Here is a 22,606-nt window from a genome sequence, read left to right on the forward strand (position 1 = left end):
CGACGATGGAGTTCAGTATCCTCTTTATTGTATCACCATGAGTTTGTATAAACCATAGAATAACCGTGGTAGTATATGCCACTGTTATAAACGACACAAGTGAGAGCCGACTGCAGATCTTGTTGTGAAGCGTTTTACGCTCGAAGAATCTGTTTATCATCATAGCACATGAGAATGGTCCGAGAAAGGGGCTATTCGGAAGTTGGGTCTATATACACAGAAGAAATGTGAACGAAAACGAAATTTTTAATTGCGTCATAGGTACGATGCGGATAAAAAGAAAAGAGGACGCCTAATGGCATCCTCAAATGGAGTAGTCTGGGAGACTGTATTCTACGACCGGCGACCGCGGAGATTCGTTTCCGCTGCTGTCGATCGCACTAACTTGGAAGTAATATCTTGTATCTGGTCTCAAGAGTGGGGAGACAAAGACGGGTTCCGGAAGCGGCACCGGAGTGACCCGTTCGAAATGCTTTTCATCTGCAATACTCATGTAAACGATGTATCCGGCAAGATCAGACTCAAGGTTACGATTCCACCGAAGCTCAACGGAGCGATCATTAATAGAGATAAGGCTTTGCGCTAAGTAAATCATACGATCACCACAATTTCTGGTGCTGGACGACGACGGTATCGTCAGGCATAAGATCGAATGAAAACTGTAAGGACCAAGGGCCGGACTCTGTGTAATCTGCATTTTTTACCGCCAGAGATCCATTAACGAATACCATAATATCTCCGCTCCCAGGATCATATTTTTGATTTAGGGTGATTAGAGATTTTTGGGACAGTATCTTAATGGTGTCCTGTTCGGAGTAGGGCTCATTCCATTTCATTTAAACACCACCTAATATCGTTCCTTTGAACGTCTGAGCGTCAGTAGCGTCTTCGTGTACGACTTTGAGTGAGACTTTCGTGCCGGCTGGTAATTTCGAGCCGCGATCTGCAATGTAAGCAGTCCGATTACCCGGGCTTGTCATATAAACATAAACAGGATTAGGATCTTGAACACCGACGTAGAGACGGAATTCGCCGGAGAATGAACCGGTACCCGTAAACCCTATAAGATAGGAAAGTCCGTCGGCAGTCCAGCTCGTGATCTCTGTTTCGTGACCCGGATCGACTTTGACGCCGGCAGTGTTATGTGCTAACAATAGAATCGCCTCCTACGGCATTTTAATGTGCTGACGAATGATGCTCATTACGCCAGCCTCTTTAAGACGGGTGAGGATGTAATCTCTCGTAATAATCTTGTTGTACTTAATTGTAATTAAGGTAACACCACGCTTGTCGCAACCCTTTTGCTTACGACGATCACAAGACTGCAGATAGTCGAAGGCGGCACGATCTTTATGCATATACGGATTGAACTCATAGTGTTGCCTGCCATTAAATTCGAATCCGATCTTAAAAGTAGGATAGTATCGATCTAGTTGAAGAGGAGAGCCCTTAGGGGATATCAACCATGAATAGTATCCATTGTCGATATATTCAGCTGCAGGTAGAAGGTCGTTTAAAACTTCCTGCAGCTTAGCTTCCTTCTTCGACCGTTGCGGCTTCCGCTTTTTGTGTTGAAAAGATGATTCCTTAATATCTCTACATCTGTCGCACCGTTTTGGGCGGTTCGTTTTATAAGTTACCGACTCACCGCACTCGATGCATATCGTAGTCTTCTTCATGATGACCACATCCGTTATGCGAAGGTAAGGGCGGCTACCCTTTTATAAGCCGCAGTCTTTGAGCAATCTCCCTGACTTTCTCCTTGGCTTCGTTGCGCTTCACATTTACGGTTTTCCTGCTGCATCCGAGACGACTAGCGATGTCGGTTTCAGTCATACGCAGTGTTGCTTTTAAATGGTTGTAATCCTCTGGCGATAGATCATCACGACTCAGTGCTTTTTGCTCGTAATACCATTTAATAATACGACGTTCATAAGTTGTGAGATGAGAGAAGACTTCACCGCAATCAAGGCCATTTACCCAGTTTTCATCGAACATCGTATCCTCAGTAGATCGGATACGGTATGCGTGATCCATATCATCCTCAATATCAATCTCCATTTCATATTGAGGCTCGTAATGCGACTCATCAAATGGAACGATAGATACGATTCGTGGATCCGGGCTCCAAGTTTTGATTGATCTAGAGAACTCAACAGGGAACCATCGTGCGATATATTTTTGAAAAGGAGCCTTCCAGTTATGGTTTTTGGCCATGGATAGGAAGACTACATGCATTTCATTGATCAATTCTTCTCTAGAACATTGAGCGTACCGCTCAGCAATCCAAATCACCGTAGTACGCAGCTGTCGCTGCATATAAGGGCTTTTCTTGAATAGGTGAACGTTGTTACGGATCTCCGGATGATGCATGTACAGTGCCGCAAAACTTCGCTGTGTGCCGTCGTTCATATTGAACTTATGATTTCTCAATACATTTATAAATTTCTGAAAATAGCCGTCGAAGCAGCGTAGGAGTTGCGCCGCCGCATCTTTGCTATTGTCCTCTTGATATGCAGATATTAAGATATTTACTTCTTGGGCGGTTAATTTCTTCATGGCCAGTATTCCCTTCAATGGATCAGGCGACTTTGGCTACCGTCGGATTTAATATAAAGGTAAGGGCGACGCCACACGCATCAGCCATGTCTTCGTTTTTCTCATTATTGTCTTTACTCTTTAGCTCAGTACCCAGGGCATCTCTAACAACTGGACTATCTGCAAACCGATACACGATATGATCGAACATCTCCTGTTTTGAAGCCTGCCCGTTTCCAGTAATCACATTTTTTACTTGTGATGCAGTGTAGGAGTATAAGTCCGAGAATCCGTTATCGAAAAGTGTTTGCTCGATAGAACCGCGAAGCATAGCCAGAGGTAGAGCAGAGGAGAGCTGACTAATATAGACATCCTCAATCACGACAGCATCGATATCATATTGCCACAAGAGATAGCTTAATTCAATGCATATCTTCAATCTGCGCTTGGCAGATGTTGGTGTGGACTTATTGATCTTTGTTCGAACCTTACTTATATGAACAAAGTCAGATTTGACACTGTCATAAACGGCAAAGCCTGTGGTCGATGGGCTGGCGTCTATCCCTAACACTAGCATATTATTTATCTTCCTGTTCGGTGATTTTTACGCCTTGTTCCATTTGCTCTTTGAGCTTTTGATCTTTGATGTCTTCTGTGCCGTCGTCATGAAGAGTCATCAGTTCCTCGCCGCTCGCGTTCTTAATTTTTAGCATCGGTGTACCATCCCTTCTCACAATGTTTTTGATATGTACAGGTAAGACAACGCTCATTAAATACCGGTATTGAGACGCCGATCTTCCTCATATTTTCAATGGAATCAAGCAGTCTTTCGAGTTGCTTGAAGTCGTCCTCTTGCCGGGACGTTTGGATTAATTTGCCGCTTATAAGACCATGATACACTATTTTTTCTTCGGTGACATTCATTAGTTTCCTAAACGCGTACGCAGCTGCTGTAACGCGCCAATCGCGCTTCGCGTGAAGAAATGGCGCCGATTTATCGTCCTGCAGAAACTCAACCAATTCTATGTGCTCACGACCATTCCCACCGCGAACGACGCGAACCAAATCAATTACACCAGTTAGCGTATGTCTTCCGATGGGGAGGGTATACTGATAGTCAATCATGATCGGTGTGAAGCTCTGATCCCGGTAATGCTCCCATAATTTCGAAAGTTTAATCCAACCTTCTTTGCGTTTTTGCTCATGTGTATCTCGCCAGCTGGCCTCACGGAAACGTACGTCTTCTTGCTCGGATCGCGGCTGTACCCATAAATATCCCCATCTCTTCGAGAGGTGGTGGAGGCCAGGGTAGACGCCCTGCTGCATCGAGTGAAATAGGAAAGACGCCGCCTTATGGAGCGCCTTATCGTATTGTTCGATTATGGATTGCCGGTTCGCACGCTTAAGCTTCGCGGTCTTAGAGACATCGATAATGTCAATATACCTGAACTGATGCAGAGCAGAGCATGCTACAAAGTCTAAGACTTCATCAACACTGATATTCAATAGTAGATCACCCTGTTATTCGACGTAGGCTGGCCGATTAAGACGTACCATACACGCTCGTAAATCGCTTGCTTCTCTTCATCAGAGAGACTATCAGGTATAAGTAAGTAAGATCCCCTGCGGCCCCTGAGCCCTCCGTCGATTGAGTCAACCGAAGTAAGAATCCTCTGATACCCGACTGTCATTACTACGGACGCGAAATCGAGGCTATTAAACTCCATTATGTGTCGCTTAAATTCTTGGCAACCATCTTCAATTATTACGATACTGTCGTACTCGGCCATCATTATAATCACGCCTTTGCATTACTTAATAGTAAACTATCCGATGCCGAATAAAATCATAATGATGACCGAGGGTTGGCCATACGAGACTGTAGACATCTTCTCGATCCTTAAACGATAGTGCCTTGGGGATCATGACCTGATCGTATTGCTGGCCGCGTATGTCACCACGGATAGGATCGTCAAAAAGCTTCTTGACGCCAAGGGTCGATACATTTACACAGGGTGTATCATCATTAGAGCTACCAGGATGAAACCCAACTTCGTCCATAACTATCATTAAGATTTGTTTATTCATTATATTATCAACCTTTCATTTGTTTAATAATAAAGTAGCTTGATTATCGTATCCAGCCTTTGTGGTGGGACTGAATTGTACATAGGTGTTGGTAGATATCCCACCAGTTTGATACGACACTGCATGAGGCAGTCGGCTTGATCCAGGTGTCTGTACGATCCCACAATAGAACGGGAGTATTTTCGGCGATACACTCATGTGCTTCATCTACACTGTCTGTAATAACGACGTCAATCGCCGTATCGTCGTCGTACGATTTAGTTTCGATATGAGAGTAGACACCTGCCGCAATCAATCTAACGAGGTCCGGAGTGGATGCGGTAACGTAGAAAGTGAAATTACGCTTCCTCAACCCCTTAATCATATCGAGTAAATGTTCTTTAGGGTTTGAATCTTGGTCGAGCAGGCTACCGACCTTTAGAGCTACGTTCATTTTGATGGCCTCCCTGGTGAGCTTCCTTTACGATCCCTCAAGATACCAGACTCGCGATCGAGGAAGTTATTCATTTTCTTTTTACATACCTCATGTGTACTCCATTTTTCCTCCCATTCCGTCATCTTGTGTCCCTGGTAATCCATCGGGTAACCACAAAGATTACAGAACAGGGCAGGGCGAGAGAAGACCTTTTCATGGATCCGTTTCTGATCGCGGAGGTAGTCGTCATAGTTCGTCCATTCCTTACGCTGCAGGTTATCAGGCAGCCGATCAGCTTGAGCTTTACGGTGTTTATTTAACACGTTCCTTGAATGGTTATTAGGATAGTTGGGGGATCTCGACGACATATCGATCATCTCCATTCCAACCGAAGGCGGTAGCAGTATATGTAAATGGACCTCCGGTATATTCAGCGTATTCGGCTAGGTCCGCACAGCCAATTTGGATGCATCCGCCTGTATCACATAGAGTAACGGTAAGTGGGTCAACACCTTGCTCTATTAGCAGTTTTATCTCTTTAACACGCTTTTCGTTGTACCGATTCCCGATAGGCGCTCGTTTAAACATTGAACTCATTTCTCTTCATCTCGCTTTCTTTGCTCGGTCCATTCAGCGATCTTGCGTTCTGTCTCTTTGGAGACCGTGATCGCGAAGTTCTCTCTGCGAATTAACATCGCACGTTGTTTTTCACTATGGCCACAAAACTCTACTGGGCAATCAAAGCAGCGTACGTACAAGTGAGAAGCCTTAGCCTTACATTTAAAACAAATGGGGCAGGGGTCGTACATAGAACATCCGTTAGATAATTCCATATTCTTTTCCTGTGCTTTTATCATTGTTATAGGTCCTCCTAATAGTCGGTCTTATATCTGAGTTGAGCATTTTCAATGTCTTGCTGGCATCGACTGCAAGTACGAGCGATGGGTCTATTGTGATTAACAACAATACCAACGATAGAAGAAACGACTGCGCCAATCGTAATCACGATAGCGACTATGACGATCGCTGTTGGCCAGTTGAGCATTTTATCACCTCCGTACCGGGTGGAGGGATGATGGAGCCCTCTTTTTTGAGTTCATCAATTAGAGTTCTAATTGATTCATCGCTGATATTGCTAGCTTTAACTTTTGCTCGATGTTCTGAAATTACCGTAATAAGATGATTCAGCAAGTCAAATACGTAAACCATAAGCAGACATAGCGTGATAGCGGTAGGGAAGTTCAACATAAAATAACACCTCCTATGAAATATCGTGATACATACGATCGCCAACCGAAGGATCGTCTTTTATCTTCTCAACCCAGTGATCAAATTGACGATTGGTGCAAAGTATCGTAAGGAGTTTGGGGCGATTACGATCTAAGCGAAAACACATATAGTTATTCAGGCATATAAGGAATACGACAAGAACGACAGCAACGAGAATAGTGATGAGGAAGATAGCATTTTCAGTCATTCGAAACCTCCAAGTTCATTCCAACTAAAACCATAGATTGTGACACATCATATACAAATGCTTGATACGCAAGGGCTCAAGCTAAAATTCTGGACATATGCACAAAATACAGACTTTGTGTAAATGTCTCAATGTTTTCCAGTTACATAAAGTGTCTCTGGTTTTTCACATAGTTAGTTACTACATATAGTTACTACACAATATGTTGTCAGAATTGACACCGCTATTTAACTTTCAAAAAACCATCGTATAGTTCTATAAATTCTTTTAGTGTACATTCACGAATTGGCTTAGTATCATTGTAGCCAATAAAATCTTTATGAATGCTCTCACTTCCAAAATCATCAATCCCTACAACTTTAATTATTTCATAACGCCCCGTTTTCCCACTCTTCATGGTTCTTGTTTCTATTGTCCCCACATCTTCTGGATAGTAGAGTTGAGAAATGTCAATATAGCTATCAGTGACTTTTCCTTTTAGTTTTTTTCTATAATACCTCCTGTATATCAAGTATTTTTTAACGCCATATTTTTTATAAAGCGATAGCATTATTATCGTCCCTCATCCAAATCTACTCCCTTATACATTGTCTGAATTGACACGTATGAGAAATTTATTTAGGTCTGACTTTGAAGCCTTTGTCTTTAATCATTTCATGCACCCAGTCAATACAGTGTTCAGCTGCTTCATTGCGTGTGATTGAATCAATTCCGCTGTTAGCTAGCATCTCCATAATTTCTCCAAGCTTTTTTGCTTGTGATTGACCGATAATAACTTCTTGCATAGGTATTTCCTCCTTAACCTTCAAACATCTTCATTTCATTATCTTGGGTATTAATAATGTAAAACGGACCAGCGACGCCTACACTGAAATTAGCTGCAGCCTGTAGTGCCAACCTGATGCGTTCTACAGGATCCTCGTTATCTTTGGTGCTATATAATGACCCCAAAGCGAAATCTTCGCCTGATCCGCAAGCATCGAATCCTTCTAGCGCTTCGCCGACCTGGTAATCGGAATCTATTTTATACAATTGATCTTTATACCCAAGTAAGAATGTTCCAGCACTTTTTCGTCCACTGTCGTTTTTGGAGTATCCACCATGCTCAAATAGATTGATGACCTTTGGAACGAACTTTGTGACAAGATACTCATGGTCGACGTCATTTGCGTCCCTTCTGTCGATGAGCCCAGTCCCATACATAAGAAGCTGACCCATTCTAAAAGAGGATGTATAACCCATTACCGCGTTGCCAATATCTTTCAGGTGAAAGACTTTTTTGTCTTTTCTGACCGTCTTGCTATATCCATTAGATCCGAGTGAATCTCCACCAATATACGTTACACCATCGTGAACCAACCCAACGATACAAGTCAAATCTATTCCTCCTTTTGTGTCAATTCTGACAGTTGAGATACCATTTCGAACGCCTGGCTTAGGATGAAATATGCGCTAGATAGGCCGGCACGATCATCAAGAAGTATGTTGTAGTATACCTTACGACCGTTAAAAGGTATGAAAGGCATATTCTCATTAATCGTATCGAACGGAATATCATTATCCCTTAGATAGCGTCCGATCTCGCCATACTTCTCCGGATCACACGACGTGAAGACAATGAAGTGAGCGTGATTACGAACTCGCTGCAGTAACCCTATAATTTCGGGATACTCGTGACCCTCCTTATGATAATCAAAAACTGTGCTGTCAAAATCATATGCGATGATAATCTTGCCGTAGCTTAGCCACTCTTCCGTCAGACGATGAATGGCAACCCCGTAATCTAAGTAAGGATCGTTCATTACTTCCTCCTCATGGTCCTGATAATAAGCGTATTGAGCGTAAGTGATACGGCCAATATTACGCCGATGATCGAATCAAACAGGTCGGGACGCACCTCGCCAAAGCTCACCTTTTCATACAGTCTCCAGGATACCGAGATGAGTATGATGTAAATGAAGTAAACAACTGTGGCCCTTGTCATCTAGACTCCTCAATCTGCCTGCCAGTCGCATCAATGTCGTCCTCATCTTTCACGGCACCTATCAGTTGATTACGAACTGCTTCGTACACCCGATTCCATGCTGTCGGTATGCCATCGGTCATAGGGCAGTCAAATATAGGTATTTCCTGAGCCTCTGCAGTAACCTCTGCAGTTAGATTTGGAATGAGCTCTTTGGAGTCGTATACTACATGGACGATACCTCTGCGCGGGTCGTATATAGCTCCCTCAACGGTAACTTCCTCGGGGAGCCCCAATAGTACCTGCAGCATCTCACGAGTAATCGCTACTTGCCCTTTAAATTCTTGTTTCTTCATCGTCGTACATTCCCGCATTATGACGTGTGTCAGAAATGACATTGGTACCGAGATATGATAGATACTTCTTTTCATTGATTAAGTACATCAGCTCGCTTACAAAATCGAATGTTTCAATATCCCTTGCCTCGATGAATTTATAAACCGGGACTCTACAGCCTTCGGCTATCTCTGTTGTACCAGGAATATCTACTGGCGAGTAATAGGTGAGAATAATATTACCGCGAGACTCATCAATGGAAGGATACATTAGTACGACATCGGGCGAAATCCCCATCACTTTAGCTAGGGCGTCCATCGTTATCCCGACGCTTCCTTTAAAATCTTTCTTTTTCATGTTCTTTAGCTCCCTCATTTTTATTTAACTCCCAAAGATCTGCTAAGAGAAGGGTCATGATGCGCTGGTTCGCTACGAAGGTCTGATACTCTATCTCTTTAGCAATTTCATCTGCGGTCATCAGTTTCACTTTTGGTACATCAAGAACTTTCTTAAACATTACCATCTTGCATCCTCTGTCTAGTTCGAGCGTTATTCATGATGAGGTCCGTCATATCTCTAGTAAGTTTCTTCTTATGCTCATCCGTAAGAGTATCACCAGGCTGCAGACCAAGCTCTAAACTCTTCTGGGCTAAGAACTCTCTCATAGTTGCCTTATTGTTGAGCGTATCTTTTATCGCGTTCACAACATGCCCTACGATGAAGCTTTCTTTTTCTTCCATCTCATCGTCCCCCTATAGTAGTTTGCAACAATGTGCCCGCGAGATGTAATAAACAACCGCAGACCAAAACAATAAAAGACAATGTCAATTGTGAGACATAGCACCAGGACGAATAAGAAATCCGTCCAAGCACTATTCGCTCTGTAATCATACCCCACAACGTTGGCAACAAATGATCCAAGACCGAGCAACATTAAAATGTTGAGAGTTATCTCTCTCCATCCGCACAACCATCTGCGTATAATACGCTTCATGACGATCGACTCCTTATTCATTGGAATAGATAACGTTGTTGTATCTCTTGGTTGAAGCCTCATCTGCTTCGACGAAGTATGCCATCTCTGGATAGCCCTCGAAGAATACGCGGCCTTTGAACTTGCTATATTTGTTCTTAGCGAATTTAACTTCAAAGACAGGTTGCTTAGCAGGATCTCCGGCCTTTTCGAAGTATACACTCGCCGCCTCCCCTTTTAGGGATACCTCGTTGTAACATAGCATTACGGATTTGGCTTCGTATTTAATCTTTACCGACTCACGCAGATCGTCGATGCCGGGACGGCGGAAACCATTCAGTTTCTTAAACTCACCCGTGCAGACAATTGGAATATCAAGCTTTGTGGCCATATCGGATATGTATTGAGCTAAGTAATCATACTTAGCTTTATCGCTCCCTGTAGCCTCACGTGCTGATGTCGTTAAGTCATGGAAGTTATCAATGAATAGTACGACGCGTCTCTTCTCTCCTTTTTCTTTTAGGAGAACCATGTGACGCTCAACGGTTTGGCGGATGTCATCTACATCCGTCGAGTGGTTCTGGTCATACGCTTTGTAGCAATTGACCATCTTACGAAGTCCTTTTAATCCGTCGCCACGTCGCTTAAGCATGTTAGGATATTTCAAATATTTCATCGGCGTCTTTACCGCGTTAATTAAGACTCTGTTTTTTGAAGCAATGATTCTAGAGATCTTGTCATGAAGAGGATCGTCAAGGCTCATATCGATCACGTAGGCATCTGGATTCATGGTAGCCACATTAACGGCCATCTGACCGATAAAAGATGTCTTACCAATGTTAGAATCACCGCCAACCATGTGGAAACCTGTCTGCAGGCCCTCTAGGGCGGCGTCGATTCCGGCGAAACCCGTAGTAAACCCTTTGACTTGATCCGACCAGGAACGACGTTCAAAAGCGTTGATCGTTTCCCACATCTCGACTTCATGTTCATGCAAGCCGTCTGGGGCCTTGAGAACCAACCTTCCATTTCCATCCTGGCGTTTCTTCTTTTTACGCCGAATTTCCTCAGACTCCGGTCTAGGCTTGGTGCGTTTCTTTTTCCCCTGGTCCATTATTCAATTATCCCCTTTTCTGTGCTTGTCCTATCTTACACTTATCGCGCTGGCAGTCCCCCAACTGTTCCAGCGTCGAACACCCGTAGGTATAATTACCATTATAAATGCTCTCAAATGTCGTTTCTAGTTCTTTTATGCCTAGATTTGCGTATTCGCTATTCCACTCTCGGATTAACTTCCATCCTTTAGCTTTGGAATAGCCGCGCTGCTTGAAATAACTGGCCATTACAGCAGCCGTATTATTTCGAGCCCCCTCAGCGCACGGACGATTTAAGATAGATTCAATACACGGTGGACAGAAGTTTAATTTCTTCTCGAATCCCTTTTTATCCTTCTTTGCTCGTTCACGTTGCTCGCGCTCATATCGTTCGATGTACGTCCGAAACGTACGCTCAGCTCGTGGATTGTATACTGGTCTTCTATAGGCAACCTTACGGCGTTGTTTGCTAAGTTGAACAATCTCATCAAATGACAATGTACGAAGTTCTTCGTACGTTAGTGGTATCTTGTGACGACCAGTTACCGGATGCTTTACGCCCGGAAGTGAGAACAATCTAGCGTTGTCATAAATGCCAGTGTCAATCGTTTTATTCTTACTCAAGTTATGAACATCAAGAGCAATAAGTCGGAAGATACCATGAAGTTCTTGCATCGGCTTAATGCCTAGGATACGGGCAGGCACGATAACATGTAACCCTTTTTGACCACTATAATAAATCTTGATCATCTTCTCATCTATACCGAAGATAGCAGAGAAGTACGAGACCACCTTGATCGCGTCTTCTCGGATCTTACTAAAAGCTTCATCTGCTTTTCCGGGATCTTTCAAGTCCGTAATATCCAAATCGATATAAGGATCTCCGTAAAGTAATGAATTAGCTTTATCCTTGGCGTCCGAATATCGATAGGCTGAGACGTAGACGCCTTTGTTCTTGTATCGCTTACGAACATCAGGAATCTCACTGACGTGTTTATATATATTGCGGATCCAGCTGCCAGATGGAAGACTTACGCCCATCTCAACTTCTCTGCACTCTTTTCCGTCTGACAATTTTATTCCCTCCCGAGATAACAGCTTCCGTGCGTTTAGTATCTCGAATCATACGAGCGGCTTCATCATGATCCTCTAGATCAAGAGGAGTCCGTGGAGGCGAGAGATCCTCTGAATGACACTCATTTGCAGAGACATCTATCATGAATAACAGCATTTCGACATCGTAGTTCTTCAATAGATAACCAAGGCTACCCGTTACGCGCTTCTTTATTGATGACGCTGGTTTCATGCCGAACTGTTTAAAATAGTAATCAGCCAAATCGTTGACCGTCATGCTAGCTCGCATTTCAAGATAATACTCCATATCCCCAACTGTCGTGATTTCCCCAAGGTCATAATCGATATGACGCTTAGGAGGCGGTGGAGCGATCCTTAGAAGGTTGTGATAGAAGAATCTCCCTACAGGAATGATGTTCTTCTTTTTCTTGGATCGGTTAACAAATATCTTCGAAGGATAAAGCGTCGGCTTGTCCGGATGTCTCCGAGCCCATGCCTTGAATCCCTCGATCAATTCATCAGCGACCCACCCTGATTTCAGCATATTCTTGATCTCACGATGAATCGTCTTCTTTCGTTCACCCTTGGGGCGATCGTTCGGATATACGATATTAATATACTCATGGACGAGATCATAGATCGAGCAGATCATATTCGTAACCTCCGTGTCGTTCTTTAATATCAGTTAGATTTCTATTAAGCAATTCCAGCGTGTCAATACACCCAGTGTTGTAATCTTTCATATTAATACCACGCCGATTACCGATATGATTTAGTCTGGCCTCATCTAGCGCGGCGTCAGTATGAATTTTGTGGACACGCTTTATATCGTCGATCATCTTCTCTGGTGCCTTTGCTACCTCCCTAAGTAGGGCTGTTTCATGATGAAGTACTTCTAAATAAGAACCTAGGCTTTCTAAATAGCTTATTGATCTTTCCAGTTCCTTTGGAGTTAAACCCGATCGCAAGCCGTCGATGACTTCATGTAACTTCTCCACTATCCCCACTTGAGTTGAAGTGATGGGCCGATCGTGTACGTCTTGTACGTCTCCGGAGAGATCATCGATGGCTTGGTCGTTAGTATTATAAAAATCATCAGGGTCGTGTGTAAAGGGCATTATAATAACCTCCAAAGGTAAGGGGTGAGGAAAATTCTCCCCACCCTTAAAAGTCTTCAAACTCAGTTTTATTTTTATTGAAGTATTTGAAGAAGGTATCCCAATCCTCATCCGTCATATCATCCAGTTCAATGACGTCTTCATCCCAGATCTGTAGGAACTCGACAAGGTGGTCGTCTTTCTTAAGCTCATAGGCGTCTCGAAGCTCCTTGATGCGATCATTTAAAGAAGCCTTGGACTTCGTCTTCCCGGTATCTTTCTTTGATGTCGGCTTCTTCTTCGACTTAGCTTTCTTCTTGGATGACTTCTTCTCTACCTCTTGCTTCTTCGTTTCAATATACTCCACTACTTCATTTTCAAATAGCATTTCATCGAATTGGTCATCGCCGACATTCGGGGCCAAACCCATCTCTTTGCAGGCATTTTTAAATGCATACGTCTTCGCTGCAGAGAGCGCGTTTTCGTTACTCTTCTTATCGAGCTTCGCACTACCGATACCTGTATGTATACCAAACCCCGGGACGATTAAGAGTCCAGTGAAGATAATACACTTGTCATCCCATCGCTCCTTATAAGGAATGAATGACCAACGGTAGTTCGTGAGCTGGTTTAATATTCTACGATAAACCGAATCCGGTACGAACTCTGAGTTGTTTGCGTATTTATTCTTATCGATTAGGTCCGAATTGACAGGCTCATCGATAAGCTTTCTTTGCTCGGTGGGTACCGGGACATTAAATATAGCCGGGTCAAGCAGTCTGGCTAATGACTCTTCCATTTTAGCACCCCTTATTTGATCTGTATATGGAGATATTATACACGAGAGGATCGCAAAATAGCAAACTTTCTGAGATTACACAATATAGACAGTGTCAGGAATGACACACAGAAAAGGCGGCCATTATCGGCCGCCTACATAATGAAGAAAATGATGTTATATAGTTGGCCCATCTCCGCCCCTCTGATCGTCGTTTTGTCGATCATGAATATCTTCTGGGGCAGGGTCCGGAACAGGTCGACGAGACATGACTCTCTCGGCAATATTGATACCAGCGATGGCTGTTACTAGACCGATAATGACGGATACCAAGTTAGCTGGAATATCTCCGACTCGGACCGTCATGTATATAGCCAGTATCGAGAAAGCCAAGGACAGAATGATTAGTGTACTGATACGAGATTCATCGACAGAAAGACCATTGGACCAATAATTATTCGTCTTCTTTCTTTTCTTCCTCATCGGTACTCACCAACCCTGCTTTTGTCATCGCGGTCTGCATTTCGAGAAGTCCCTTTTGAAGAACCCTATTCTCGCCTTCAAGTTCATCTATACGTTTTCTTAACTTTTCATTTTCCTGGATGATTGTCGTTCTAAAATTCTGTTCGGCCGAAGCCAACGTTCCTTTTTGAGCGCCCATAAACCCAACGGCAGCGACTAAAATAGTGCCAACACCAGATATGATAGCTACAAGGATACTAGCGTCCATACTGCTCACCTACTTTGTACACGACAAACGTGTTTAAGCAAAAGATTACAAAGTAGGTACCTGTTCCGGTCGTTGCGATATTGCCTATCGCCATCATAGCTGAGACGAATAGCCATAAGAACGAGCCGGTGATAAGGCCAACCAATCTAATGTTCTTTCGCTCGTATATCATCCCGACGAAACTAAACGTCGCAGCGATGAAAAAGCCTGCAGACCACACCTCCTCTGGTGCGATACCTGCCATCGCCTGATAAGATGAACTCGTGCCAAAGGTGTCCATCGGGAGGATCAAGATGAAAGACCACCAGAGTAGAAGTGCGATTAATGCGGTCTCGATCATCTTAAAATTAATGAATAGATGTTTCTTAATCCACTTCATGAAATTGTGCATTGGTAAAACCTCCCCACAAGGGGTTTAAGAGTCGCCTTTGAACGTCAACTCTACTCCGGTTAAGGCCGGGGTCGCCTTCGTATTCCGATCGTACTGAATGATACATTTAAGCCGAATCTTATTATGGTCAACTTGGATTGGGAACCGATCAGCCTTGTAGATCGTCTTTCCGGTATCGTCCACCTCGTAGACCTTAAATGAAACCTGACGGATATCCGACTGATGTAGTGACAAAGATCCGTCGTTTTGGAAGATCGGCTTAATAGATAGAATTTCTTTCTTAAGGAATCGTTCATTCAGATCGACGTCGGCATCGAAGCGACCGATCGTACTTTGAAAGTCGTCGTAGAAAACGCCGATATCCCGAAGACCCATGTGGAAAACGTTACGTCCGCCCTTTTGAATAAACATCGTCTGTCGTAGCGTCAAGCGGATCTCACTCATCCCTGTTGGCGAGAAGCAGAACTTCACATCTCCAGCTCGCTCAATCGGTTTGAAGCCAGGGAGTTGCCGCCAGCCGCCATTCAATTGATACTCTACATTCATGATATCCATTGTGTTGAGTGGGAAAGGATGAACGTAGATCATGTTGATATCACGGCTGGATATGATGTTGTCAGGAAGCTTAAGTACGATTTGGCACGTAGCCTCTTGCTGATTCACGTTGTAATTATACTTACGATGCCAGAATTTGAATTCGTCTGGCGTCAGAGCGTCCGAGAAGTCATTTTCGACGATCGTCACTCCGTCGGCAGCAGGAGATATGTCGTACGATAGGGTCGACGGTACGATGTATTCGTTGTTTACTTCATCGTATAGATAGAGCTTAGAATTTGATTTGGCAGATGGACGAAGTGTAACTAAGTTATGTACCTTATCAATAAGCGCCCGTTCATGCTCTGGTACGTCGTTGTCGGCCTGCATCTCAGACGGTTGAATAGTACGTGTATACTCTCTGCCTGAGCTCTGTAGCTCCTTTACGCGATCCCTCAGTCTATCCAGTTCAATCTCCATCTGATTCACATGCTGCTGAGAGAAATGTGATCCGACTTCAAAGAATTCCCTGATCTTATTAGACTCAGCTTGTAGCGAATTCCCCAGATTGAACAGCTCAATGAGATCGTAGAAAACATCGTTGGTCTGTTCATTTTGTTTATGGGAGTCCGTTGCGTCGCGGAATCGTATTTGATGTGATTGGTACGTAGGCGCTTTGGACATGTTATAACTCACCTCCTCTCGTAGACTGAGCAGACCGGCGGATATGATCCACCGGCTGAGGCTGGTCTACGTGATATTCTTGAGATATAGATGAGAACAAACTGCTCATAGAAGCCTTGAGATCTTTATATTCGGAGCGCAGGATATCTATAGACCTACCGATATCGAGTATCTGAGAAGTCTCCTTCTCGCTCTCCATAGGTCCCCGATAACGCGCATTCCTCTTAACCATTTCTGGATATCGCATTCTACCCCACTTCCCGAACCTGGCCTTTGCCGTGGATCATACACTCGATCTCGACGTTGTTATATCTGCTCAGTTCCTTTGAAATGATCGGATGAGAGAGATAGAGCTTCACTTTCTGCTTCTTCTCCTCTTCCGTACACACATCACACTTGATCATAACCGACATCCGCATTCGCCCCTATTCGATAACCAGTTGATAACCCTTGAGTCGCGGTGAGACGGTGACGTCGTCGCCCTCCTTGCTCAAGATGGCCATAAGTCTAATCTGATGACGATCTACGCCAGCAATCGAGTATCGGTACGATAGGGAATACTCCACACCATTACGTTGGATATCGAGATCCCTAGGGTCATAATTGACAATGATACGATTGTCATCATCTACGGCAAAACGATTGTAGATCCTGTTACTTGTGTTATTGAGGAGATCGTATAAAGATACCTCAACCAATGGTTCGTTATTGGCGTAGATTTTATCGCTCATCTCTCTTAAATATAAGTTAAAAATGATCTCCTGACCAGTTTTTCTTGAGTACGTCAGGACTTCTACCTTATTCCACCCGGAACGAAACGATAGCTTGTAGCTGCCGTCGATAGACTTTGCTTTGTTGCTGTTTACGTACAGCGCATATGAAGCGTCTGCCCCCACCTGAACAGTCCCGGTTGTCTCACTAATCCCTAATGAGTTATCAATAAAAACGAACGTAGTATATCTCTGAAAGGTGTTGGCCTGCAGCGTATCTTGATAGTTGTCGATATTCATGTAGTCCTTCATTGAACTTGGTACGCGAATCCAGTCCTGCACCCCTGTTTGGTATGGAGGAATCGTATCGTCACCATCAAGGAAATTAGTAGATATCGTCTCCTTCGTCCACATATTCCGACCCATCTGAACACGTGTTGATTGTGGAAGCGGACGGAATGGCAGTTTACCAACTGAGTAAAACGATTGCCCGAAGTTTGTACGAAGCAAGTCTCCATAAGACTCCGTATAAGGATCAATTTCAAGCTGTCGTGTTTGGACCATCTTCATCTCAATTGGGGTATCCGGCTGAATCTCCTGCCACTCAATCAAGTTATTATCGTAATCAAGACCGACATAGTATCGGATATGAGTTCCTGGAGGGCGATACTCTTCCGCCTCCAGATGTATATAATCGATAGCGTCGTGGTTATGGATAGGAAAAGGCTTAGATACCAGATACGCCTGCTTAACATATTGATCGTCTTTTAATTCGATTTGTTTAGCAGCGAAGATATAATCGAAATCCGTGCCGTTAGCGATATCCTCCTCAATCTTGTGAAACCGAAAACGAAGATAAGCAACTTCTCTTCGGTCGTAAACCCATTGCTGCCGAGCATAAACTTTACGAGTCTCAAGTTCTGTGTAATATTCTCCGTCTGCAGATAGGAGCAGAGTTACCATGATAGGTTTTCCGCTTTGCATATCAATGCTAACATTTGTCGCAAACTTAGGATCAGGTAGCGTAATATCCATCTGCATCACTACGCCATCTGCAGACGGGGCTGTGACCACAGAACGCCAGCCAGTGTCTGACTGATCGGCGAATGCATTCTTGATCGGGGATAGAGTTGCTGTCCTGCAATCTGGTGTCAGTGTCTTGATAATAACCTCTGCAGGGGACAGATCATGTTTTGTTGTGGAGTTCTTAACCTGATTAAGGACCGCCTCGGAATGTCTTAAGTCTACAAAGGCATCTGTACGAGGGATATTTCTAGAGGGATCCGCTGTGAACTCGATGTTAGTGAAGTTGTGAAAGTTATCACCGACAACATCGCGGTTCGCCTGAGAGCGAGCTCTTGTTGCTACGATCTCACTCTTCATCTCAATCCGGTGAAGATCTTGTTCGACCCTTGTCCTCGCTGACTCATAGTAACTAGTTAAGGCCATTAATTGATTATTAATGGCCTTAACCTCTTCGAACCCGACAAGTAAATCTTCATCGATCTCTCGAAGCATAGCGTTGTAAGCCTTCATATCAGATGTCTGGCCCTTGACGATCGGACGATGAATAAAGAGTGGTAGGCCGTTAGTGCGGTCAGCCAGCTCGGTATCCATTTGTTTGTCGATCATATCTACGCTAGGGAATTCTCCAGATATTAATTCGGTTTTAATCAATCGGCTTCGTATAAGATTACGCTGTGTCTCTTTAATGCTCATCGATTACGCCTCCTCTTGCGTCGTTACATATAACTCATAGCCGTAGACGATCGGTGTGTAATACCCGGAGTCTTTAATGTCATCTGGGCGCTTTAATACGATCCTGAATTGAATCTCATGTACTGGAGTAAGCGACTCAATATATCCGATCTCATCCGTCCGGGCCTCTTTTGGTGCGCCAGAGTTTACGATGTATTTTGTAATGGCATTCTGCTGATACGTATTTCTCGGATGGATTGGATTCCAGTTCTGACCTTTATCTACAGATATGTAGTATTCAAGCCACGCTTCGTCTGACGAAAAGACATCCGGGACCTGAGCATCAATATTGAGCTCAATCTCTTTAAGTGGCGTTGTAGAGATAAAAGGCTGAGATACATATTCGCTCTCCGTCTGATACTGATAGCTAGCTAAATCAATATCGCGAAGTCCGATGACGTACCGCCAGGCGTCGACCTGCTCAAGGCCGGCTTGCACGTTATTTGGCGTAGCAGGTAAATTGAATAGCGATTGCTTCTTTTCAGCCTCCCCATCTACAGTGGCCCCGTATGCTATTGTCGGATACACAACTTTAGAGGACCCTGTGTCATAATTGACACCTAGGTTCGTAATCGACGGTCCGGTACCGTGTACCCTGATTCCGACTTTTTGAATTGGGTCAACAACGTTGGTCGTGCTCTTATTTAACTGCATGAAATATACGTGGCCAATAGTAGTTTCATAGCCGGTTTGCTGAACGAGGTCAATCTTAACGCTCTTCACCTTCTGCCTCGGAAAAAGATATCCTTTCTCCGCATCAAAAGTTTCCTCCTGACCGGTCGTGTGAATTGTACCTTGGCCATCCGATATTACAATCTTCTCGATCTTTGATGGCGTAGATCCCTTATCAGACGGAATGAATGGTGAAAGCGACAGCCAGTTCATCGTTTTCGCTTTATCAATTTCAATGAAGACGGACAAACGAAGAGGATCTTGGTTCGTGGTGATCCAGCTTATCGGCTCCTTATATTCGAACCCCTTACCCTCGGTCGTTAGTCCGGCTTGACCTGTTGGCTCAATAATCTCGTATTCAAACCATGTATCCGAATTTCCATCTAGGACGTCAGCTAGGTTTATATGCAGTCCTTCCTCTCCATCGAACTTCAAGCTGCCACCGACGGAGCGAACAATATGTGTATTGCCGGGAAATCCATTTCCGTCCTGAAGCGTAATTGTCGCATACTCATTAAAGGTCTGAGCATCGACCTGAGCCAAGGTTAGCAGTCCTTCCTTTGCAGACAGATGTGCTGGTACACCTTTAACCATTTCTTTTGCGTATTGATCGTTATCGACGAAGTAATCTCGGAAGATAATAGTACGATCTGACTCCGTGATATTTAAGGCGATACCTTTCATCGTATCATTCAGTCGCTGCAGACGGTTCTCAAAAGATTGTCGCTCAAGCTCAACCTGTTCAAAGTTACTCTGCAAATCCGATGTCATCAGTTGGACTTCTTCATATAACGTAAAGAGGTCATTCTGGATCTGTGTCATCATGTTGTTGTGATCGCTAGAATACGGAGGCCCCCAAGCGAAAATTGGATCAAAAGTAGGGCGACCAATTGAGGCGTAGAAATAGTTAAGGTCATTAAATACTCGATGCTGCAGCATGGCTGGTGATGTAATTTGACCAGATCGATAATCTCTAGCGATGGCACGAAGGATCGCGTCCATCTTCGCTTTAACGACGGTCGTGCGGTTCTTGACTTTCATTGAATTAGACATGGGCTACCCTCCTTATATCAGTGACTGGAATACAACTTTATATTCATTCAGGAACGGGGTCAGTCCATCCATCTCGTGTAGATTCCTACGGAGGATAGCCTTCATCCGGATCGGCCCGGTAAGATATGAATATCGGACAGTAACGATAGAACCTGCAGGTAGTTCGGTATTGAATTTCACGACGTTATCAATGACACGGTATTGATAGTTCTCACCCGAAAACGCACCGAGCATCGAGACCTTTGGTTGGAAGTAATTAGTCATGTTAAGTATCCCCACAGAATCGTCACCAACTGCAACTGGTTGCTCAATACGTTGACCGTCAGGGAGAATGACTTGAACCGTCATTGGTAGATATTCATTAGATAGGTAACTAGGTTGATAATTAAGACCCTGTGCGTTTAAACGTTCCTTGTCTACAAATGGACTTCGAGACAAGACAACTTCATTCCGGACGTTTTCAAATTGGTCTGTCTGCGTAGACGCGTGGGTCTTGCCGGATCTCGTGTATAGATTTAGGAAGTCTACGTAGTAGGCGCTATTTTCTGGAACGTAATCGATTGTATATACGCTAGACAGATTATAGTTCATCATGTTAATGCTTCGTCCGATCATCGTGTAGTCTCGGCCTGCGGTTAGGGGGCGTCCGTTCTCCCGCACTGCGATGATGTTTTTTACTGCGAATCTAGCGGCAGCCTTATAGATACCGTTTTCCAAGATGAAAAATAACGGTTCAGAGAAGATGTCCGAGACGTTATTTGGAAGAATGGGGTGCCAATCGTTGACGCCAGGATCCTCTTTATCCGTAAGATAGTATTCAATATTCGTAACGGATAAATTAATCTGTGACAAGGCAGGATGCTCCTCGACGGTCTCAAGAGAAGCTCGGTGGATGTTGCCCTTAATTAAAGGGGTCGTTACATAAACGCCCGTCGTGTGATACTCATTTCGTCCAACAGCGATGTTTGAGAACCCGTATTGATATTCATATTTAGAAGCTTGTGTACGTTGCAGCCGAGCGTCATCAGATGATTTATTAATCTCATGAACTACATCGCGCTCCTCGAGGAACTTAGATAGATAGGCCCAGTGTGGGGTAATCTCCAGCTTGTCTTGATATACCGGCTTAAATATCTTATCTGCAGATATATCGATATGGCCCTGGGATTGAAGCCAGGCGTCTGTCAGACTTTTATCCTCAATATCCATGATGATATCTTGTTTGACATAATGCCTCTGATTAAGAATAATCTTGAGTCTTTTGCAGACGATCTCAGGGAATTGAAATGAAATAATATCTGCAGATTCACTGCTTCGAAGTGCGCTGGACGGACTGACGATCTCAAAACCAGATTCTTCATTACGGTCTGTTGTATAGGCTATAACTGCAACGACCTCTATTGGGTAATTCACAAAAGGTGTAAATGTAATCTCATTAATCTTTGAGATATAGTCAAAATTAATCTCGAGCTCGCAAACGGCCCCGAAATTAATTCCATAGTATTCAAGGCCGAGGTCTACTTCGAACGGAGAATCCGTCAGGATCGTTTCATTCCAAAACGTCTCAAGTGAGGTATCAAAGGCCTTATCAATGTCTTGCTCGGGATTCCTAGTTCGGATAAAACCGCCGCCAAGCTGCTTGGTTATTTTAATGTTAGCAAGCTTAAGGCCGTTAAAGTTAACGATAGCGTTCTCCTTATACAATACCGGTAGCTTAAGGGCGTTTTTGTGTACATCCAGAGTCGCTCGATATGCCGGAGGAATTGGTGTGCCATCTCGGTCCGTATAATACTTTTGATCCTTCTCCACCGAATTGGAATCGATGAAGGTTTCCAAAAATACACCATGCGCGGACCGATCGCGAATCAACTGATCGTACTCCTGCAGCTGCTCCTCTACTTTCCGAATCTTAATACTAATATCATTGAGGACGGAGTCATTCAGTTTCTGGTGCTGATTTACTCGTTCACTAACATGATTCAGCTGATCATACAGCGTATTGATATCAATCTGATACTCCATGAATTCCTCATTGATATTGGTGGCGTTTGTTAGCCCGTTTTGCGGACGGAGTGTTAACGCCGGTTTACCTCCATCCATCGCTGATATGATCGTGGCGATCTCCTGCTCGATAAAATCCCTTGTCGCACCATCATCTTTGTGACGATCGGTAATTAACGCACGTAAGACTTTCTCTTGAGTATCTCTCAAAGGAGATGTAGATTGTTGGATCTTACTCAT

Annotated in this window: 39 protein-coding genes; 1 reads left to right on the forward strand and 38 read right to left on the reverse strand. The window is 43.9% G+C overall.

What is annotated here, in order from left to right:
* Positions 1–304: 304 nt before the first annotated feature.
* The 9 genes from ACK8P5_RS26525 to ACK8P5_RS26565 form a co-directional block, all read right to left on the reverse strand.
* Positions 305–595, reverse strand: coding sequence for a fibronectin type III domain-containing protein (locus tag ACK8P5_RS26525; RefSeq protein ID WP_422661681.1), 291 nt, complete (start codon positions 593–595; stop codon positions 305–307).
* Positions 596–599: 4 nt separating this feature from the next.
* Positions 600–836, reverse strand: a complete 237-nt coding sequence (locus ACK8P5_RS26530; RefSeq protein ID WP_422661682.1) for a hypothetical protein — start codon at positions 834–836, stop codon at positions 600–602.
* Positions 837–1,154: a hypothetical protein gene (locus ACK8P5_RS26535; RefSeq protein WP_422661683.1), complete on the reverse strand. Its 318-nt coding sequence runs from the start codon at positions 1,152–1,154 to the stop codon at positions 837–839.
* 12 nt (positions 1,155–1,166) lie between these two features.
* The gene (locus ACK8P5_RS26540) at positions 1,167–1,679 is read right to left on the reverse strand and encodes a hypothetical protein (RefSeq protein WP_422661684.1); all 513 of its coding nucleotides are present in this window, start codon (positions 1,677–1,679) and stop codon (positions 1,167–1,169) included.
* Between the two features lie 34 nt (positions 1,680–1,713).
* Entirely contained in the window at positions 1,714–2,559 is an 846-nt protein-coding gene (locus ACK8P5_RS26545) for a hypothetical protein (protein ID WP_422661685.1), read from the reverse strand.
* Positions 2,560–2,581: 22 nt separating this feature from the next.
* Complete coding sequence (locus tag ACK8P5_RS26550; RefSeq protein WP_422661686.1) at positions 2,582–3,115, reverse strand: crossover junction endodeoxyribonuclease RuvC; 534 nt, start codon at positions 3,113–3,115, stop codon at positions 2,582–2,584.
* A 1-nt stretch (position 3,116) separates the two neighbouring features.
* The gene (locus ACK8P5_RS26555; RefSeq protein ID WP_422661687.1) at positions 3,117–3,251 is read right to left on the reverse strand and encodes a hypothetical protein; all 135 of its coding nucleotides are present in this window, start codon (positions 3,249–3,251) and stop codon (positions 3,117–3,119) included.
* A complete protein-coding gene (locus ACK8P5_RS26560; protein WP_422661688.1) occupies positions 3,238–4,044 on the reverse strand; it encodes a PD-(D/E)XK nuclease family protein in 807 nt (268 codons plus the stop codon). The genes ACK8P5_RS26555 and ACK8P5_RS26560 overlap by 14 nt, the downstream gene beginning before the upstream one ends.
* Positions 4,045–4,353: 309 nt before the next feature.
* On the reverse strand, positions 4,354–4,608 hold the full coding sequence (locus tag ACK8P5_RS26565; RefSeq protein WP_422661689.1) for a hypothetical protein: 255 nt from the start codon (positions 4,606–4,608) through the stop codon (positions 4,354–4,356).
* A gap of 4 nt (positions 4,609–4,612) precedes the next feature.
* Between ACK8P5_RS26565 and ACK8P5_RS26570 the strand changes: the two genes are divergently transcribed.
* Complete coding sequence (locus ACK8P5_RS26570; RefSeq protein ID WP_422661822.1) at positions 4,613–4,669, forward strand: hypothetical protein; 57 nt, start codon at positions 4,613–4,615, stop codon at positions 4,667–4,669.
* Here ACK8P5_RS26570 and ACK8P5_RS26575 read toward each other — a convergent pair whose 3' ends face one another.
* From ACK8P5_RS26575 to ACK8P5_RS26715, 29 genes are all read right to left on the reverse strand, one after another.
* Positions 4,670–5,059 carry a hypothetical protein gene (locus ACK8P5_RS26575; RefSeq protein WP_422661690.1) on the reverse strand — a complete coding sequence of 130 codons (390 nt, stop codon included), beginning with the start codon at positions 5,057–5,059 and terminating at the stop codon, positions 4,670–4,672.
* Entirely contained in the window at positions 5,056–5,364 is a 309-nt protein-coding gene (locus tag ACK8P5_RS26580; protein ID WP_422661691.1) for a hypothetical protein, read from the reverse strand. The genes ACK8P5_RS26575 and ACK8P5_RS26580 overlap by 4 nt, the downstream gene beginning before the upstream one ends.
* A gap of 16 nt (positions 5,365–5,380) precedes the next feature.
* Positions 5,381–5,638, reverse strand: a complete 258-nt coding sequence (locus ACK8P5_RS26585) for a hypothetical protein (protein ID WP_422661692.1) — start codon at positions 5,636–5,638, stop codon at positions 5,381–5,383.
* Positions 5,635–5,898 (reverse strand): hypothetical protein, encoded by a 264-nt coding sequence (locus ACK8P5_RS26590; protein ID WP_422661693.1) that lies wholly within the window; start codon positions 5,896–5,898, stop codon positions 5,635–5,637. The genes ACK8P5_RS26585 and ACK8P5_RS26590 overlap by 4 nt, the downstream gene beginning before the upstream one ends.
* Positions 5,899–5,912: 14 nt before the next feature.
* Positions 5,913–6,086, reverse strand: coding sequence for a hypothetical protein (locus ACK8P5_RS26595; RefSeq protein ID WP_422661694.1), 174 nt, complete (start codon positions 6,084–6,086; stop codon positions 5,913–5,915).
* 216 nt (positions 6,087–6,302) lie between these two features.
* Positions 6,303–6,518, reverse strand: coding sequence for a hypothetical protein (locus ACK8P5_RS26600; protein ID WP_422661695.1), 216 nt, complete (start codon positions 6,516–6,518; stop codon positions 6,303–6,305).
* Between the two features lie 223 nt (positions 6,519–6,741).
* Entirely contained in the window at positions 6,742–7,068 is a 327-nt protein-coding gene (locus tag ACK8P5_RS26605; protein ID WP_422661696.1) for a hypothetical protein, read from the reverse strand.
* Positions 7,069–7,132: 64 nt separating this feature from the next.
* Positions 7,133–7,303, reverse strand: coding sequence for a hypothetical protein (locus tag ACK8P5_RS26610; protein ID WP_422661697.1), 171 nt, complete (start codon positions 7,301–7,303; stop codon positions 7,133–7,135).
* Positions 7,304–7,316: 13 nt separating this feature from the next.
* Positions 7,317–7,895, reverse strand: a complete 579-nt coding sequence (locus ACK8P5_RS26615; RefSeq protein ID WP_422661698.1) for a hypothetical protein — start codon at positions 7,893–7,895, stop codon at positions 7,317–7,319.
* Between the two features lie 2 nt (positions 7,896–7,897).
* A complete protein-coding gene (locus tag ACK8P5_RS26620; protein ID WP_422661699.1) occupies positions 7,898–8,320 on the reverse strand; it encodes a hypothetical protein in 423 nt (140 codons plus the stop codon).
* A gap of 178 nt (positions 8,321–8,498) precedes the next feature.
* Entirely contained in the window at positions 8,499–8,837 is a 339-nt protein-coding gene (locus ACK8P5_RS26625) for a hypothetical protein (protein ID WP_422661700.1), read from the reverse strand.
* Positions 8,818–9,174, reverse strand: a complete 357-nt coding sequence (locus tag ACK8P5_RS26630) for a hypothetical protein (RefSeq protein ID WP_422661701.1) — start codon at positions 9,172–9,174, stop codon at positions 8,818–8,820. Before ACK8P5_RS26630 ends, ACK8P5_RS26625 begins: the two co-directional genes overlap by 20 nt.
* Positions 9,155–9,334, reverse strand: coding sequence for a hypothetical protein (locus tag ACK8P5_RS26635; protein WP_422661702.1), 180 nt, complete (start codon positions 9,332–9,334; stop codon positions 9,155–9,157). The genes ACK8P5_RS26630 and ACK8P5_RS26635 overlap by 20 nt, the downstream gene beginning before the upstream one ends.
* Positions 9,327–9,557: a hypothetical protein gene (locus ACK8P5_RS26640; protein ID WP_422661703.1), complete on the reverse strand. Its 231-nt coding sequence runs from the start codon at positions 9,555–9,557 to the stop codon at positions 9,327–9,329. Before ACK8P5_RS26640 ends, ACK8P5_RS26635 begins: the two co-directional genes overlap by 8 nt.
* A complete protein-coding gene (locus ACK8P5_RS26645; RefSeq protein ID WP_422661704.1) occupies positions 9,530–9,811 on the reverse strand; it encodes a hypothetical protein in 282 nt (93 codons plus the stop codon). Before ACK8P5_RS26645 ends, ACK8P5_RS26640 begins: the two co-directional genes overlap by 28 nt.
* A gap of 13 nt (positions 9,812–9,824) precedes the next feature.
* Positions 9,825–10,904, reverse strand: a complete 1,080-nt coding sequence (locus ACK8P5_RS26650; protein WP_422661705.1) for a DnaB-like helicase C-terminal domain-containing protein — start codon at positions 10,902–10,904, stop codon at positions 9,825–9,827.
* A gap of 7 nt (positions 10,905–10,911) precedes the next feature.
* Positions 10,912–11,958, reverse strand: coding sequence for a primase C-terminal domain-containing protein (locus ACK8P5_RS26655; protein ID WP_422661706.1), 1,047 nt, complete (start codon positions 11,956–11,958; stop codon positions 10,912–10,914).
* On the reverse strand, positions 11,927–12,610 hold the full coding sequence (locus ACK8P5_RS26660) for a hypothetical protein (protein WP_422661707.1): 684 nt from the start codon (positions 12,608–12,610) through the stop codon (positions 11,927–11,929). Before ACK8P5_RS26660 ends, ACK8P5_RS26655 begins: the two co-directional genes overlap by 32 nt.
* Entirely contained in the window at positions 12,591–13,091 is a 501-nt protein-coding gene (locus ACK8P5_RS26665) for a hypothetical protein (RefSeq protein ID WP_422661708.1), read from the reverse strand. The genes ACK8P5_RS26660 and ACK8P5_RS26665 overlap by 20 nt, the downstream gene beginning before the upstream one ends.
* 31 nt (positions 13,092–13,122) lie before the next feature.
* A complete protein-coding gene (locus ACK8P5_RS26670; RefSeq protein ID WP_422661709.1) occupies positions 13,123–13,854 on the reverse strand; it encodes a hypothetical protein in 732 nt (243 codons plus the stop codon).
* A gap of 156 nt (positions 13,855–14,010) precedes the next feature.
* Positions 14,011–14,316 carry a hypothetical protein gene (locus tag ACK8P5_RS26675; protein ID WP_422661710.1) on the reverse strand — a complete coding sequence of 102 codons (306 nt, stop codon included), beginning with the start codon at positions 14,314–14,316 and terminating at the stop codon, positions 14,011–14,013.
* Positions 14,288–14,563 (reverse strand): hypothetical protein, encoded by a 276-nt coding sequence (locus ACK8P5_RS26680; protein WP_422661711.1) that lies wholly within the window; start codon positions 14,561–14,563, stop codon positions 14,288–14,290. The genes ACK8P5_RS26675 and ACK8P5_RS26680 overlap by 29 nt, the downstream gene beginning before the upstream one ends.
* On the reverse strand, positions 14,553–14,942 hold the full coding sequence (locus ACK8P5_RS26685; RefSeq protein WP_422661712.1) for a hypothetical protein: 390 nt from the start codon (positions 14,940–14,942) through the stop codon (positions 14,553–14,555). Before ACK8P5_RS26685 ends, ACK8P5_RS26680 begins: the two co-directional genes overlap by 11 nt.
* A 36-nt stretch (positions 14,943–14,978) precedes the next feature.
* Positions 14,979–16,172, reverse strand: coding sequence for a hypothetical protein (locus tag ACK8P5_RS26690; protein WP_422661713.1), 1,194 nt, complete (start codon positions 16,170–16,172; stop codon positions 14,979–14,981).
* 1 nt (position 16,173) lies between these two features.
* A complete protein-coding gene (locus tag ACK8P5_RS26695; RefSeq protein ID WP_422661714.1) occupies positions 16,174–16,419 on the reverse strand; it encodes a hypothetical protein in 246 nt (81 codons plus the stop codon).
* Position 16,420: 1 nt separating this feature from the next.
* Positions 16,421–16,585 (reverse strand): hypothetical protein, encoded by a 165-nt coding sequence (locus ACK8P5_RS26700; protein WP_422661715.1) that lies wholly within the window; start codon positions 16,583–16,585, stop codon positions 16,421–16,423.
* A 12-nt stretch (positions 16,586–16,597) separates the two neighbouring features.
* A complete protein-coding gene (locus ACK8P5_RS26705; protein ID WP_422661716.1) occupies positions 16,598–18,601 on the reverse strand; it encodes a hypothetical protein in 2,004 nt (667 codons plus the stop codon).
* A 3-nt stretch (positions 18,602–18,604) separates the two neighbouring features.
* Positions 18,605–20,365 carry a hypothetical protein gene (locus ACK8P5_RS26710; RefSeq protein WP_422661717.1) on the reverse strand — a complete coding sequence of 587 codons (1,761 nt, stop codon included), beginning with the start codon at positions 20,363–20,365 and terminating at the stop codon, positions 18,605–18,607.
* Between the two features lie 12 nt (positions 20,366–20,377).
* On the reverse strand, positions 20,378–22,606 hold the full coding sequence (locus ACK8P5_RS26715; protein ID WP_422661718.1) for a hypothetical protein: 2,229 nt from the start codon (positions 22,604–22,606) through the stop codon (positions 20,378–20,380).

The sequence above is a fragment of the Paenibacillus sp. EC2-1 genome (genome assembly GCF_049311625.1).
Taxonomy (GTDB): Bacteria; Bacillota; Bacilli; order Paenibacillales; family Paenibacillaceae; genus Paenibacillus_AQ.